Here is a 13,373-nt window from a genome sequence, read left to right on the forward strand (position 1 = left end):
TCGCGTCTTGTTGAGCAAAAAAATCAAGGATGCCAGTTTGGTACGCAAGCGTACAGATGAGTTAGCTCAGCTTGGCTATTCTGTGTCTCAAGCCAAGCCATTCCGGTTTGCACCAATCAGGAGCAACATCATGAACAAAGACCAAATCGAAGGTAAGCTGAAAAACATCGGCGGCAAGATTCAGGAAGAAGTCGGCGATCTGATCGACTCGCCAGAGCAAGAAGCCAAGGGCCTGGGCAAGCAAGCCGAAGGTAAAGTACAAGAGAAAGTCGGCGACCTGAAAGAAGCCGCCCGCATCGCCACCAAGTAAATTGGTCGCGGTAAGAAAAAGCCCCTGTGTGCCGATGCACACGGGGGCTTTTTGCATTAACCCGCCCGCCTTTAGCGATACGCATGCGGTTCCACTTAGGGGTCGTACCCGTTCGGGTACGACCCCGCATGGCGGTGCGGGTTTAATTGGTCCGGGCCGGCGCGGCCTGTCCGGCCACGGCCGCCGGCGCCTGCACCGCTTGGGTGGTTGGATCGATCTTGAGGTCGACCCGGCGCGGCACGCCGCTCTGGCCGGGGAAGCCGGTGAACGCGCTTTGCACCAGCGCCGGCATCACATACGGCGTGGCCTGGATCAGGCTGGTGTTTTGCACCGTCACGTCGTACAGCTTGCGGCCGGTCGTGGTGTTGATGGTCACGCGCAGCTGGCGCTGGTACTGGTGCTTGATGCGTTCTTCCATGCGCATCGAGTGGAAGCGGAACGGATCATAGAAATACGGACGGTAGCCCCAGCGCGAATAACCCCAGCCGTAACGGCCGTAGCCCGGACCCCAGTACGGGCCCATGAACGGATCGTCGGCTTCCAGTACGCGCACCGGATGGTCGATGGTCACGTATTTCATGCCCACCAGCAATTTTGGCTGCTGGCCGTCGGCGGCCTGGCGGAAGCCCAGCTTGGCCAATTCATTGCTCACGAGAACTTGGTAGCTGCGGTATTCCAGCGTGTCGTCGGCCCCTTGCGGCGCTTCGAAGGCATAGGTTTTGTCCGGCAGGTCGGTCGGCCAGTCGTTGAAGGCGGTGACGTTGCTGCGGATGGTGGTGGCGCAGCCGGTCAACAGCATGACGGCGGCAGTCGCCAGAATGGCGAGATATTTCATGATGGTGCCCTCTCAGATAAGACGGTATGTTCCAGTGCTAAGTTTACGACGCGCACCCGGACCTTGCACGATTATTACAGATTGTTACGGCAGCGTGGAGACAAGCAACTTATTTAGTGCAACTTATTTGGCTAACCCGGCCACGCGTTGGTCGGCTGCGGGCGATTCACACGTCCGCTGGCGCTGGTATTGGTAAAATAGGCTTTTGCCTACGTCCACCCAGAGCCCCCATGCGCACAGATAGCAGCCCAACGACGATATATCGCAAAGATTACACCCCGCCAGCCTTCCTGGTCGATACGGTTGAACTGGGATTCGATCTCGACCCCGACCGCACCGTCGTGGCCAACCGCATTACCATGCGGCACAACCCGGCGAGCCAGAGCCGGGACATCGTTTTGCACGGCGAGGAGATCGAACTGGTGCAGCTGCGCATGAACGGCAAGGCGCTGGCGCCGACCGAATACAAGCTCGACGGCTCGACCCTGACGATCAAAAAAGCCCCGGCCGAGGTGGTGCTGGAGATCGAAACGCTGTGCGCGCCGGTGCAAAACACCACGCTGTCGGGGCTGTACGTCTCGAACGGCAACTTCTTCACGCAGTGCGAGGCCGAAGGCTTCCGCCGCATTACCTATTTCCCGGACCGTCCGGACGTGATGGCCAAGTACACCGTCATGCTGCGCGCCGACAAGGCCGCCTATCCGGTGCTGCTGTCGAACGGCAACCTGGTCGAAGAGGGCGACCTCGACGACGGCCGCCACTACGCCAAATGGGAAGACCCGTTCAAGAAGCCGTCCTACCTGTTCGCGCTGGTGGCCGCGCGCCTGGTATGCCAGGAGGAGAAGTACACGCTCAACTCCGGCCGCGAAGTGCTGCTGCAGGTGTGGGTGGAGGAGGGCAACCTCGATAAGACCGACTACGCGATGCAGTCGCTGAAAAACTCGATCCGCTGGGACGAGGAGCGCTTCGGCCTGGAGCTGGACCTGGACCGCTTCATGATCGTCGCCGTCGGCGACTTCAATATGGGCGCGATGGAGAACAAGGGCCTCAACATCTTTAACACCAAGTTCGTGCTGGCCAATCCGCGCGTCGCGACCGATGTGGACTACGCCGGCATCGAGGCGGTGGTGGGCCACGAGTACTTCCACAACTGGACCGGCAACCGCGTCACGTGCCGCGACTGGTTCCAGCTGTCGCTGAAGGAAGGCCTGACCGTGTTCCGCGACCAGGAATTCAGCGCCGACATGATCGGCACCGACAGCGGCCGCGCCGTCACCCGCATCGACCAGGTGCGCACCTTGCGCCAGGCGCAGTTTCCCGAGGATGCAGGTCCGATGGCGCACCCGGTGCGTCCGGACTCCTTCGTCGAGATCAACAACTTCTACACGGTGACCGTGTACGAAAAGGGCGCCGAAGTGGTGCGCATGTATCAAACCCTGTTGGGCCGCGAAGGCTTCCGCAAGGGGATGGACCTGTACTTCGAGCGGCACGACGGCCAGGCCGTCACCTGCGACGACTTCCGTGCTGCCATGGCCGATTCGAGCGGCCGCGATCTGCGCCAGTTCGAGCGCTGGTACAGCCAGGCCGGCACGCCGGTGGTCACCGCGCGCACGCGCTACGACGCCGTCAAGCGCAACTTCGACATCATCCTGAGCCAGCGCAGCGCCGCATCGGCCGGCCAGCCGGACAAGCTGCCGTTCCATATTCCGGTGGCGGTCGGCCTGCTGTCGGCCAGCGGCAAGGACCTGCCTTTGACTTTAGAGGGCGGCAAGCACGCCAAGGGCGCCACCACGGTGGTGCTGGAATTGACCGAGCAAGAGCAGATTTTCCGCTTCCGCAATGTCGACGAACGTCCGACGCCGTCGATCCTGCGCGACTTCTCGGCGCCGGTGGTGTTGGAATACGATTACACCGACGCCGAACTGCTGCATTTGTTCAGCCATGACAGCGACCCTGTCAACCGTTGGGAAGCGGGCCAGCGCCTGGCGATGGCGCGTTTGCTCAAGCTGACCGCGCAAGTGGCGGCTGCAGGCGGCAGCGACGCCGGCCTGAAACTGGACGCCACCTTCATTACCGCCCAGCGCACCTTGCTGACCGACGACACGCTCGATCCGGCGTTCCGTGAGCTAGCCTTGATCCTGCCGTCGGAAACCATCATCGCCGAGCAGATGGACGTGGTCGACCCGCAAGCGATCCACACCGCGCGCCAGTTCATGCGCCGCACCATCGGCGCCGCGCTCAAGACCGAGCTGCTGTCGCAGTACCACGCCAACCAGACGCCGGGCGACTACAGCCCGGACGCGCTGTCGGCCGGCAAGCGCGCGTTGAAGAACCTGTGCCTGTCGTACCTGATGGTGGCGCCGGACATGGCGGAGCTCAAGCTCGCGCAGCAGCAGTTCGAAAAGGCCGGCAACATGACCGACCGCTCGGCCGCGCTGGTGGCGATGATCCACAGCGGCGCCGAAGCCGGCCCGTATCTGAAGAACTTCTACGAAGACTTCGAAAGCGAGGCGCTGGTCATCGACAAATGGTTCGCCATGCAGGCGTCGGCGCCGACCACCAACGTCGCCGGCGTGCGCAAGTTGATGCAGCACCCGGCCTTCACGCTGAAGAATCCGAACCGCGCGCGCAGCTTGATCTTCAATTTCACCAGCGGCAATCCGTCGCAGTTCCACGCCGCCGACGGCAGCGCCTATGAATTCTGGGCCGAGCACGTGATCAAGCTCGACGCCATCAACCCGCAGGTCGCCGCGCGGCTGGCGCGCGGCATGGACCGCTGGCGCCGATACGCCCCGGCGCTGCAGGCCAAGATGAAGCGCGCGCTGGAAAAGGTCGCGGCCCGCGCCAAGCTCTCGAACGACGTGCTTGAAGTGGTGACCAAGGCACTCGCGAACTAACAAACGATTTAAACGATTTATATTTCACAACAAGGGAAACCATGAAACGCATCAGCCTCACTCAATACCTGGTCGAAGAACAGCGCCAGAACAACTCGATCCCGGCCGAACTGCGTCTGCTTATCGAAGTGGTCGCGCGCGCGTGCAAGACCATCAGCCACGCCGTGGGCAAGGGCGCGCTGGGCGAAGTGCTCGGCACCGCCGACACCGAAAACGTCCAGGGCGAAGTGCAGAAAAAGCTCGACATCATCTCCAACGAGATCCTGCTCGAAGCGAACGAATGGGGCGGCCACCTGGCGGCGATGGCGTCGGAAGAGATGGAAACCATCCACCCGATCCCGAACCGTTATCCAAAGGGCGAGTACATGCTGACCTTCGACCCGCTGGACGGCTCGTCGAACATCGACGTCAATGTCTCGATCGGCACCATCTTCTCGGTGCTGAAGGCGCCGGAAGGCATGGGCGAACCGACCGAGGAAGCGTTCATGCAGGCCGGCACCAAGCAGGTCGCCGCCGGCTACGCCGTCTACGGCCCGCAGACCATGCTGGTGCTCACCACCGGTAATGGCGTCAACTGCTTCACCCTGGACCGCGAAATGGGTTCGTGGGTACTGACGCAGCGCGACATGAAGATCCCGGCCAAGACCAAGGAATTCGCCATCAACATGTCGAACGCGCGCCACTGGCACGCGCCGGTCAAGCGTTACGTCGACGAGCTGCTGGAAGGCGAAAACGGCCCGCGCGGCACCAACTTCAACATGCGCTGGGTGGCGTCGATGGTCGCCGACGTGCACCGCATCCTGAATCGTGGCGGCATCTTCATGTACCCGGCCGATACGCGCGACACGTCGATGCCGGGCAAGCTGCGTTTGATGTACGAAGCGAACCCGATGGCCTTCATCGTCGAGCAGGCGGGCGGCTCGGCCACCGACGGCACTCAGCGTATCATGGAGATCCAGCCGCACAAGCTGCACCAGCGCGTGCCGGTGTTCCTGGGATCGCGCGATGAGGTGGCGGTGGTGACGGGCTACCATCAGGGCTGATTAGGCCGTTTCTAGCCTGTTTCACGCACAAAGCAATGACATTTTTGCAGCATGGCTAAAATTTATCGGTTTAGGGCTAGCGTGCAGTAAGAAATATTTGTTAGAATGTGCGACTTCGCCGCTTTAGCTCAGTTGGTAGAGCAGTTCATTCGTAATGAAAAGGTCGCCAGTTCGATTCCGGCAAGCGGCACCAGAACACAGTAGTTTGCTGTACCAGAAGTCTAAAAACCCGCGTTCTCCTCAGGAGGCGCGGGTTTTTTGTCGTTTACGGTCGTTTGGCTGGATATCGCCGGCGGGAATGCAGTACCGACACTATTTCGATTACGTTCGGCAAAACCCGATAGACGATCACGTAGTTGTGGTGCACAACGATCTCTTACTCGATGATCGCGGCCAAGTTGACCCTAGCCTTTGGAAGCCACCGAACCAGAAGCATCCATCCTCCAGAAAATACAGTTTAGCGAACCTGTATTCATTCTGGCTTCACGAGGCATCGCTCGGTTTGTTCTTTCTCCGTTTGGACGCGATTAGCGCGCGCATTTCAGCCATGACCTGATCATGCGGAATGCTGGGACTCGGGTCGTCGAGGGCTGCCTGCACTTGCTCTCGGAACCAGCGATCATAAGCTGCCGCTTCTTCCGCAGTTCCAAACTCAGATTCTATGGGGGAAAGGGGCGTTTTCATAGGTGAAGGTTACACCAGATCGTGGCACTGTGCCTTCGAATTTCTCGCGTCAAGTACAGCGCTGGCGCTAGCGTGCTGTGATTGCCTGCAATTGCTTAGTCCTATCACTTTGATTCAGTTCAAGTCATCCAAGAGGGATGCATTCAACAATCGGGTTTTCGTCTACCCGGAGGGACCATGCCACATTCTTACGAAAAAGCTCCGTTGTTGGAGGGGGAGGCGGTCGTTGACGGCGCCAATTGCGTCAGGCTGGTGCAGAGTTATACGAAAGTTGGACTAGTGGCGCATTGGCGGCCGGGTGTGCGGGTGCTCGATAGTCGCGGCCTTAGAATCGGCACGGTGATCGCAACTTTCGATAAATTTGGGAGGTATCCGAACCAGCATCGCGGCAACCACGCGGCCTTTTTTGTCGGCTTAGGCGTCACCGATCCGAAGACTGGGAAGCCGGGGAGCATCATCGTCATCGAACAATTTAAGGGGCTTCATCGCATCCAGCGGCGCGCGATCCGGGCCAGGGTAAAAACCAAGGCCGAAGGCGGTCTCTATAGTGATTCAGATAATGCGACTACTTTCTATGTTGTCGAATAGAGTGCTTGCGCTCGGTCTTCTCGTCGCGCTGACCGCGTCCGCCGAGCCGATTAGCTTGCAGTGTCCGGCGCGTTATCTTGCTGATCGGCACGTAATTGACCGAGCTCCCGCTGGGTGGGACGGTTTCGTTTCTATCGAGAAGGGCTCACTGCTCCGGGCTGCTGGTGCCTATACAGCGGAAGCAAAGGATATTTTTGAGTTACGGGGGGCGGACCTGCCACGAGGAGCGGGCCGCGAATTCGGATTCGAAGGCACCGCAGAAGACGGTGAGAAATTCGTCTACTGCGGCTATGGCGACGGCACGGATATTCGCTTGGTGCACCGATTGCCTGTGGCGATCAAGCGCTGTGAAATAAGAGAGCAAAGATCACGGCAGCGACTGGTAGCAGCAAAGATCCGGTGCGAATGATTGCACTCTGGCCAGGACTCTCTATTGTGAATTCGGCGTTATGCATGCTCATGCAGTTACGTCGGCGTCCTACTTTGCCGACAGCGCAGACATGTCGGTGTTGAGTTGTTTGATGCGCCCGATATCCAGATCGATGCGGCAGGTAAGGCGTCGCATCTCAAGCGCGTTACCGATTGCGCCGCCGCCAAGAGAATAGGCGAAGGCGCATTGCGCATCTCGATATTGCTCGTACGCTTTGTTCGAAGCTCTGAGCTTTTTCTTCGCAAGGTCGATGAATCTCGCATCCTCGTCCCATTTTGAGATCGCGGCAGCAGTTTGCTCTTCGGCGCGCTTCAGTGCTGCGTTACTCGCGCGAGATTCCTTCTCTAGACATTCCCGCATTCCTGCTTGCGAATAGGCACCGCATTGTTCGAGCGCCGTAGGCTTGCTATGGAGTTCGGCTGACCAGACTTCGCCGGAAAAGACCGACAACGCAAATGCGCAGACCAGAACGATGAGATTTGAAATTCGCATGAGGATTTCCTTCATTTGCTGGAGCGGGGGCGTGGCGTTCCGCCACCTTGGACTGATGCCGCGACAGGCTACCACGGCGATCACGCCCGTGACCGTGAGCATGGCAGCTGTGTGCACGCTGACGGCGGCAAGCGCCATGACTATGGAGCCGGTCGCGGTGATTTCGCGCGCTGGAGTGTCGGACAGGCACAGCGGGATCAGCGCCGGCACCAGCATCAGGCCGGAGCCATGCGCCGTCGATATCATCAGCGACCATAACGCCAGCGCCGCCGGGCCGACCGGCGCGCGTCGATGCCGGCGCGCGAAGCGCCACAGTTGATGCGCAACGATGCCGGCGAACAGCGCGGCCGCCAGCCACCACAGCATCGCGCGATCCGTCACCAGCCCCGACACCACCGCAGCCGCCACCAGCGCCACCGATGCCGCATGTCCGACCGCGATCGGCACCAACGCGCGCAGCGCCTGTCCGCTGTCGCGCGCCCGCACTCCGCGCGCGACGGCGAACATCCAGCCGGTGGCAGGGTTCAGCCCGTGCAGGGCGCCGACCCCGGCCACCGCCAGCCATGGAAGCCAGTCGGACACGATCCGCGCTCCCGCTCAGGCGCCCGCCGCGCAGCACGAGGCTGCCGATGCGGCCGCCGGCGCCGTCTCGTAACGGTCATGGTGGCGCACCCATTCCATCGGATACGACAGTCCGTCCTCGTTGCGTCCCAGCGGCGTCAAGTCGAGGAAGTTATAGGTATGCATCATCACTTCCACGCCGCGTCCGTAGGTCGAGTAGGTCAGGTAGACCTGTCCCGCATCGTCCTTGTAGAACACGCTAATGCCCGGCGCGTCCGGATGCGGGAACGGCTGCTGGACATAGTTGTAATAGACCGCACCGCCGGCCATTTCCTCCGGCGTGAAGCTGACATGGAAGTCGTAGTTGAATTCGCTCTCGCCCGACGACACCCACTGGAACTGCCAACCCATCCGCTTGCGCATGCGCTCCAGATCGGCCAGCGGCGCGCGCGAGACCGCGACTATCGTTGTGTCGCGCTGCGCCAGATGCGCCAGCGCGCCATCCGTATGGTCGGCCATGTACGAGCAGCTCTTGCAGCCCTGTTCGGCGCCCGGCGTGTACATGAAGTGTTGCACCCCCAGTTGGCGGCGGCCTTCGAATAGTTCGGCCAAGGTGCGCCGGCCGGACGGCGTGTCGAACATGTAGTCCTTGTCGATGCGCACCCACGGCAACGCGCGGCGTTCGCGGGCGACCTGGTCCTTCAAATGCGTCAATTCCTTTTCGCGCGCCAGCAGTGCCTTGCGTGGTGCTAGCCATTGGTCCGCCGAGACGACGGGATGATGTGGTGTGTTCATGATCTGCTCCTTTCGAACTTGGTCAAACTGATGATTGCGGACGGCGCACGGCGCGCACCTTGCCGCCGGGGCCGCCGCCGGCGTAGAACAGGTTGCTGCCATCGGATTCGAGCCCGCTGACGCCGGTGCCGGCCGGCATGCCCAGCCGCTCCAGCACTGCGCCGCTGGCCGGGTCGATGTGCACCAGTTCGCTCTCGTCGCCTTCCCAGGTGCCGTGCCACAGCTGGCCGTCGACCCAGGTCACGCCGGTGACGAAGCGGTTCGATTCGATCGTGCGCAGGATCTTGCCGGTGGCCGGGTCGATTTGGTGGATCTTGCGGTCGCGGTACTGGCCCACCCATAGGCTGCCTTCGGCCCAGGCCATGCCGGAGTCGTTGCCGTCGCCGGGCGCCGGGATCGATGCCACCACCTTGCCGCTGGCGGGATCGATCTTGTCGATGCGACGCTCGGCGATCTGGTACAGGTGGGTGCCGTCGAAGGCGGTGCCGGCGTCGCAGGGGCAGGGCAGCGAGTCGGTCGGGTCGCCGCTGGCCGGGTCGAAGGCGATCAGGCGCTTGCCGGTGGCGGCCCAGACGCGCTTGCCGTCGTGGGTGACGCCTGCGACGGTGTCGGTGTCGGGGAAGGGGCCGTATTCGCGCACGATCTCGGCCGGGCGCAGCGCCGGTTCGGCGGGTTTGCTGGTTTTGCTGGTCATGGTGGTCTCCTGTGGATGCGCCGATGATCGGCGCCGCAAGAGCACTTTATGCCATCTGTGACGTGGCGGGGAGTAACAAGATTGTCGTGTATCCGGCCAGCGGCGGCGCCAGCCAGCGCTGGGTGCGGGCGCGGCCGATGGAGCGCACCCGGCCGTCGGCCGCCAGATCGGCCAGCGCGCGCTGCACGGTGCGCTGGCTGGCGTTCAGGGCCAATGCGAGGGCCGAGGTCGACCAGGCGGCGCCGTCGGACAGCAGCGCGAGCAGCGCGCCCTGTTCGCCGTCGATGGGCGGCGCCAGCAGCGCCACTTCGCGTCCGTCCAGCGGACGCAGCACGAAACCGCCCGCCGTCGCTTCGATCCTTGCCAGCGGCGTGATCAGGGCGCGCAGGCGGCCGATCTCGACCCGCAGGCGGGCGCGGTGGGTCTCGTCCGGTTGGCGGGTGTTGAAGGCGCTGTCGATCAGCGCCTCGCGGTCGACGGCGGCAGGCCAGGCTTCGGCCAGCGCGCGGGCCAGCGCGAACAGCACGGGACGGCGGGCCAGCGGCCGCCAGTGCGGGCCGGTGCCGATGCCACGGCGGCAGGCGTCGACCACCAGTGCTCCGGAGTCGAGCAGGTCGGCCACTTGCTCCAGCCGCAGTGGGCGCGAATGGCCGGCCGACAGGCGACGCGCCGCCGGATGCTCCAGCGCGTCGCGCGCTTCCTCCACTTCGGCCAGTAGCGCCGGCAGGCGGGCGCGTTCGGCCGCTGCCTGCGCGCGGGCTAGCGCGGCGCGGGCGGGGGCGACGTCGAGGGAGCGCAGGCCAAGTTCCGCCGACGCCAGCTCGGCGACGGCCGCCAGGGCCGGCGGTAGCGGGTGGCCGTCCAGATGAGACAGTTGCGCTTGCGCTTCGTCGAGCCGACCTAGCAGCAGCAACTTGCGCACGGCGATGAGCCGCGCCTGCATGGCGTTGGCGTGATCGGCATGGGCTTCCAGTACGGCCAGCGCGGCCGTCAGCGCGCGCGGCGTGCCGCTGAAATCGCGCACGGCCAGCGCCACTTCCGCCTCGGCCACCACGCAGCGGGCCCGTGCCAGTTGCTCGTGCGCGCCGAAGCCACGGGCGGCGCGCTTGAGCAGTTCGCGCGCGCGCGGGTGCTCGCCGAGCTGGGCCATGGCGATGCCGCGCAAGGCCAACGCCGGCGGGTCGTCGCGCAAGGCGACGTGCTTGAGGGCGCCGAGGGCGTCGCCGGCGGCAAGGGCGCGCGCGGAGGCGGCAATCAGGGAATCCATGGCGAGAGCATACACGTGCCGTGATTGATTTCGCCGAATCGATGGGGTTACACTAACTGCGGCGTACAGCCACTCGAATTCAATAGATTAGAGGACTAGAAAAATGTTCAGTCATGTGATGATCGGTTCGAATGATATCGAACGTTCCAAACGGTTTTATGATGCGGTGCTGGGCGTGCTGGGCGCTGGTGAGCCGTTCCGCAATACGGCGACTGCCGGCCATGAGCGGCTTTTTTATCGACATGAAGGAAACACCTTCGCCGTGACCCAGCCGCTCAATGGCGAAGAAGCCAGTTGCGCGAATGGTGGCACCATCGGTTTCAAGTGCAACTCTCCCGAGCAGGTGCGGGAGTTTCACGACGTGGCGGTCGCGCATGGCGGTAAGTCGTGCGAGGAGCCGCCCGGCCTGCGTGACGGCAGCTTGGGGGCGATGCACTTGGCTTATGTCCGCGATCCGGATGGGAACAAGCTGTGTGCGCTGTATCGCGTCAAATGAAACCTGGTCAGGCGTAAGCTTATGATTGGGGGCGTCGTATCGTTTACGGCGGGTCAGTTCGACAGCGATCGTCTACCAATAATTTAAAGTCTGGGCTTGCGCCGAATATCGCATGCGTGTTCGACATGCCTTTTGAGAGAGCACGCATGACCCTGGAGGAAATAGCATAAGCGCGATGACCGGGATGTCGGCGCGAAGGGTAGCGGACACCGTGTACCCTCCCGTTTTGTCCAACGATGAGCTGATCCAACTGCCAGCCAAACCATTGGCACCATGCGTGGTCTGGGCTGTGTAAGTTGTCGTAAATGCCTAGCTTGCTTGCCGCCGGGCCGGCGACATCAAACAAGCTGATAGGTTGACTAAAACTTATTGTGCAGATAATGGCCTTTTGCGCTCCAGGCCTGATGAAAAATGTCCCTGGACGGGTGACGTCGTTGACGCATAGTTGGGCCTCCCAAGCGGCCGTGAACACGTTATCCGCCGCATACACCCAGTGGTATGGATAGCCGCGCTTGCCTGCCAATGATTCCGGAGGACCGAAACGATATGTGCGCGTCACTTTGCGAGGCCACACCGAGGCGGCATTCCATACCGCGCGCACAAAGGGCTGGCCGGCAGGCGCCACCACAAGATTATTTAGCAGCACGTCTTTAAGCAGATCCAGCGGCGGAAGGAACGGCGCTACCTCGGGTGGGACTACAGTGTGGGCAGGGCGAGGAGCCATGGCTAGCCTATCGTTTCGGCCATACCCCTGTGGTGCCATTCGGCTGAAGCTAGGACTTTACGAACCCTTTCGCTTGCAGGCAGATCCATAAACGCTTGCTGACTTGGGTGGACTTTTCTTCTTGTTTCGAAAGGTTTTCCGGCTAGTACTTCCGCAGGAGAGAGTTCGTTCAACTCATCGACAGCGCTTACCCAGAACGCATGAATCTCGCTGCTCGGCTGGTCAGCCAGAAGAGCAAGAACCGGGGCGATCAATTCTGGCACCGGTTGGACAAATTGCCATGATGGGAATTCTTTTCCGATACTGCGACCCTTGGGAGTCGTGCAATAAAAGCGGTTATTCTCAACAGCGCGATATAACGAAGCCTGTGAGATATCTACCCGACGTTCTGCGACGACCTCAGAGGCTTTGAGTTTTGACACGGGAAGCTGGTCAGGAGTAGCCGGCGAATCGATGCCGAGTGACGCGCGTGCTTCACTCACGGCTCGTTTCGCAAGATCGACTAGACGCCTGCGATCCGGCCCCTGCACTAGAAGCTCGATGTGTTTAGTTACAAGGCGGGAGAATTGTTCGACAACCAGCCGATCGCTTCTGGTTAGTCCTGTTTCTTCACGCGAAGATGCGTGGTCTTCGGAAGCGTGTGACATATGCGTTCCTCGGTAGGTTTGATCTTAGAGCCACGTTAGCGCAATTTCTCATCTCTCGCAAGAAATGCACGATTCTCACTTCAGAAATCGTTCCGGGTAGCTAGGTGCGTAGTCTCCGCTTCCAAGCAGCTAGTGTTAAGTGCGCTCCAAACCGCCCAAATAATGTAAGATCATTTTGATAACTTACTTCACTAGGGAGAATACCGGATGAAACGCAATGCCTTCATAGGCGCCATAATCGTGGCCGCAGCGCTCGCGGCTTGCAAAAAGCAAGAGAAGGTCGAGGAGGCGCCGGTCGTCGCCGCGCCCGTTCCCGTCACCGCGCCAGACCCCGCCAACGCTGGCAAGGTGCCGGCCGCCGAGCAGACCGATGAACAGCGCGAGATGGCTAAGAAGCAGGCGCTGTTGGCCTACGGCGTGATGGAGGATAAATACATTAACGATCCGCGCGCGCAATGGGCAACCGAGGCCAAGGCCAGCTCGGTCTTCGGGGATCAGGATGGCAAGACGCCTGCCGATTCGAATCTGGCCAAGAACGCGGTCGGTCCTAGCGATGGCAACACCTGGACCAACAACCATATCGATCAGGGTTTCGATTGGCTGGAGACCACGTTCGCGACGCCGGTCAATGCGACCGAGGTGCGCTTCGTGCTGCCGAGCGGGCAGGGCGTGGAGGCGGTCAATAAGGTGGAGCTGCAGGATACCGACGGCAAGTGGAACACCGTGTGGGAAGGTGTGAGCGATGTGAAGAAGGACGATCGTGGTAACCGTACATGGTTCGTGAAGACTTTTAATAAGACCGCGTACAAGGCGAAGGCTGTGAAGGTGACTTACGCTAATAACCTGCAGCATGACTATAAGGTTATCGATGCGGTGCAGTTGGTGGGGGATAAGTAATCGCGTGGTCTTG

14 protein-coding genes, 1 tRNA gene and 1 pseudogene are annotated in these 13,373 nt (G+C 61.4%); 8 read left to right on the forward strand and 8 right to left on the reverse strand.

Features of this window, described 5'->3' with window-relative positions; genetic code table 11:
* Positions 1-130: 130 nt before the first annotated feature.
* Positions 131-310 carry a CsbD family protein gene (locus NHH88_07325; protein USX15585.1) on the forward strand — a complete coding sequence of 60 codons (180 nt, stop codon included), beginning with the start codon at positions 131-133 and terminating at the stop codon, positions 308-310.
* A 142-nt stretch (positions 311-452) separates the two neighbouring features.
* Here the strand turns inward: NHH88_07325 and NHH88_07330 are convergent, their stop codons facing one another.
* Positions 453-1,145 carry a DUF4136 domain-containing protein gene (locus NHH88_07330; GenBank protein USX15586.1) on the reverse strand — a complete coding sequence of 231 codons (693 nt, stop codon included), beginning with the start codon at positions 1,143-1,145 and terminating at the stop codon, positions 453-455.
* Between the two features lie 230 nt (positions 1,146-1,375).
* Here NHH88_07330 and pepN point away from each other — a divergent pair, with 230 nt between their 5' ends.
* The 3 genes from pepN to NHH88_07345 all read left to right on the forward strand — a co-directional run bounded on the left by pepN (position 1,376) and on the right by NHH88_07345 (position 5,278).
* On the forward strand, positions 1,376-4,042 hold the full coding sequence (gene pepN, locus NHH88_07335; protein ID USX15587.1) for an aminopeptidase N: 2,667 nt from the start codon (positions 1,376-1,378) through the stop codon (positions 4,040-4,042).
* A gap of 41 nt (positions 4,043-4,083) precedes the next feature.
* The gene (locus NHH88_07340; GenBank protein USX15588.1) at positions 4,084-5,085 is read left to right on the forward strand and encodes a class 1 fructose-bisphosphatase; all 1,002 of its coding nucleotides are present in this window, start codon (positions 4,084-4,086) and stop codon (positions 5,083-5,085) included.
* A 117-nt stretch (positions 5,086-5,202) separates the two neighbouring features.
* Positions 5,203-5,278: transfer RNA gene (locus NHH88_07345), tRNA-Thr, on the forward strand.
* 290 nt (positions 5,279-5,568) lie between these two features.
* On the opposite strand, the gene NHH88_07350 is transcribed toward NHH88_07345, so the two are convergent.
* Positions 5,569-5,769 carry a hypothetical protein gene (locus NHH88_07350; protein USX15589.1) on the reverse strand — a complete coding sequence of 67 codons (201 nt, stop codon included), beginning with the start codon at positions 5,767-5,769 and terminating at the stop codon, positions 5,569-5,571.
* A gap of 177 nt (positions 5,770-5,946) precedes the next feature.
* Between NHH88_07350 and NHH88_07355 the strand changes: the two genes are divergently transcribed.
* Together NHH88_07355 and NHH88_07360 are read left to right on the forward strand one after the other, a co-directional pair.
* Positions 5,947-6,357 carry a BPSL0067 family protein gene (locus NHH88_07355; GenBank protein USX15590.1) on the forward strand — a complete coding sequence of 137 codons (411 nt, stop codon included), beginning with the start codon at positions 5,947-5,949 and terminating at the stop codon, positions 6,355-6,357.
* Entirely contained in the window at positions 6,329-6,766 is a 438-nt protein-coding gene (locus NHH88_07360; protein ID USX15591.1) for a hypothetical protein, read from the forward strand. Before NHH88_07355 ends, NHH88_07360 begins: the two co-directional genes overlap by 29 nt.
* A 69-nt stretch (positions 6,767-6,835) precedes the next feature.
* Here NHH88_07360 and NHH88_07365 read toward each other — a convergent pair whose 3' ends face one another.
* From NHH88_07365 to NHH88_07385, 5 genes and pseudogenes are all read right to left on the reverse strand, one after another.
* Positions 6,836-7,147, reverse strand: a complete 312-nt coding sequence (locus NHH88_07365; GenBank protein ID USX17288.1) for a DUF1311 domain-containing protein — start codon at positions 7,145-7,147, stop codon at positions 6,836-6,838.
* A gap of 189 nt (positions 7,148-7,336) precedes the next feature.
* A pseudogene (locus tag NHH88_07370) lies at positions 7,337-7,864 on the reverse strand (hypothetical protein).
* A 12-nt stretch (positions 7,865-7,876) separates the two neighbouring features.
* Positions 7,877-8,635 carry a DUF899 domain-containing protein gene (locus NHH88_07375; protein ID USX15592.1) on the reverse strand — a complete coding sequence of 253 codons (759 nt, stop codon included), beginning with the start codon at positions 8,633-8,635 and terminating at the stop codon, positions 7,877-7,879.
* A 22-nt stretch (positions 8,636-8,657) separates the two neighbouring features.
* Positions 8,658-9,329, reverse strand: a complete 672-nt coding sequence (locus NHH88_07380) for a hypothetical protein (GenBank protein ID USX15593.1) — start codon at positions 9,327-9,329, stop codon at positions 8,658-8,660.
* Positions 9,330-9,375: 46 nt separating this feature from the next.
* A complete protein-coding gene (locus tag NHH88_07385) occupies positions 9,376-10,596 on the reverse strand; it encodes a helix-turn-helix domain-containing protein (GenBank protein USX15594.1) in 1,221 nt (406 codons plus the stop codon).
* A 103-nt stretch (positions 10,597-10,699) separates the two neighbouring features.
* Between NHH88_07385 and NHH88_07390 the strand changes: the two genes are divergently transcribed.
* Positions 10,700-11,092 carry a VOC family protein gene (locus NHH88_07390; GenBank protein USX15595.1) on the forward strand — a complete coding sequence of 131 codons (393 nt, stop codon included), beginning with the start codon at positions 10,700-10,702 and terminating at the stop codon, positions 11,090-11,092.
* Positions 11,093-11,818: 726 nt separating this feature from the next.
* Here NHH88_07390 and NHH88_07395 read toward each other — a convergent pair.
* Positions 11,819-12,463, reverse strand: a complete 645-nt coding sequence (locus NHH88_07395) for a hypothetical protein (GenBank protein ID USX15596.1) — start codon at positions 12,461-12,463, stop codon at positions 11,819-11,821.
* A gap of 207 nt (positions 12,464-12,670) precedes the next feature.
* On the opposite strand from NHH88_07395, the gene NHH88_07400 reads away from it, so the two are divergent.
* Entirely contained in the window at positions 12,671-13,360 is a 690-nt protein-coding gene (locus tag NHH88_07400) for a hypothetical protein (GenBank protein ID USX15597.1), read from the forward strand.
* Positions 13,361-13,373 lie beyond the last annotated feature (13 nt).

This window comes from Oxalobacteraceae bacterium OTU3CAMAD1 (assembly GCA_024123915.1).
Classification (GTDB): Bacteria; Pseudomonadota; Gammaproteobacteria; order Burkholderiales; family Burkholderiaceae_D; genus Rugamonas.

Excerpts from the sequence above, each read along its gene's own strand:
- NHH88_07400 (USX15597.1), top strand. The coding sequence starts at position 12,671 with ATGAAACGCAATGCCTTCATAGGCGCCATAATCGTGGCCGCAGCGCTC.
- NHH88_07390 (USX15595.1), top strand. The coding sequence starts at position 10,700 with ATGTTCAGTCATGTGATGATCGGTTCGAATGATATCGAACGTTCCAAA.
- NHH88_07395 (USX15596.1), bottom strand. The coding sequence starts at position 12,463 with ATGTCACACGCTTCCGAAGACCACGCATCTTCGCGTGAAGAAACAGGA.
- pepN (USX15587.1), top strand. The coding sequence starts at position 1,376 with ATGCGCACAGATAGCAGCCCAACGACGATATATCGCAAAGATTACACC.
- NHH88_07360 (USX15591.1), top strand. The coding sequence starts at position 6,329 with ATGCGACTACTTTCTATGTTGTCGAATAGAGTGCTTGCGCTCGGTCTT.
- NHH88_07325 (USX15585.1), top strand. The coding sequence starts at position 131 with ATGAACAAAGACCAAATCGAAGGTAAGCTGAAAAACATCGGCGGCAAG.
- NHH88_07380 (USX15593.1), bottom strand. The coding sequence starts at position 9,329 with ATGACCAGCAAAACCAGCAAACCCGCCGAACCGGCGCTGCGCCCGGCC.
- NHH88_07340 (USX15588.1), top strand. The coding sequence starts at position 4,084 with ATGAAACGCATCAGCCTCACTCAATACCTGGTCGAAGAACAGCGCCAG.
- NHH88_07375 (USX15592.1), bottom strand. The coding sequence starts at position 8,635 with ATGAACACACCACATCATCCCGTCGTCTCGGCGGACCAATGGCTAGCA.
- NHH88_07330 (USX15586.1), bottom strand. The coding sequence starts at position 1,145 with ATGAAATATCTCGCCATTCTGGCGACTGCCGCCGTCATGCTGTTGACC.
- NHH88_07350 (USX15589.1), bottom strand. The coding sequence starts at position 5,769 with ATGAAAACGCCCCTTTCCCCCATAGAATCTGAGTTTGGAACTGCGGAA.
- NHH88_07365 (USX17288.1), bottom strand. The coding sequence starts at position 7,147 with ATGCGGGAATGTCTAGAGAAGGAATCTCGCGCGAGTAACGCAGCACTG.
- NHH88_07385 (USX15594.1), bottom strand. The coding sequence starts at position 10,596 with ATGGATTCCCTGATTGCCGCCTCCGCGCGCGCCCTTGCCGCCGGCGAC.
- NHH88_07355 (USX15590.1), top strand. The coding sequence starts at position 5,947 with ATGCCACATTCTTACGAAAAAGCTCCGTTGTTGGAGGGGGAGGCGGTC.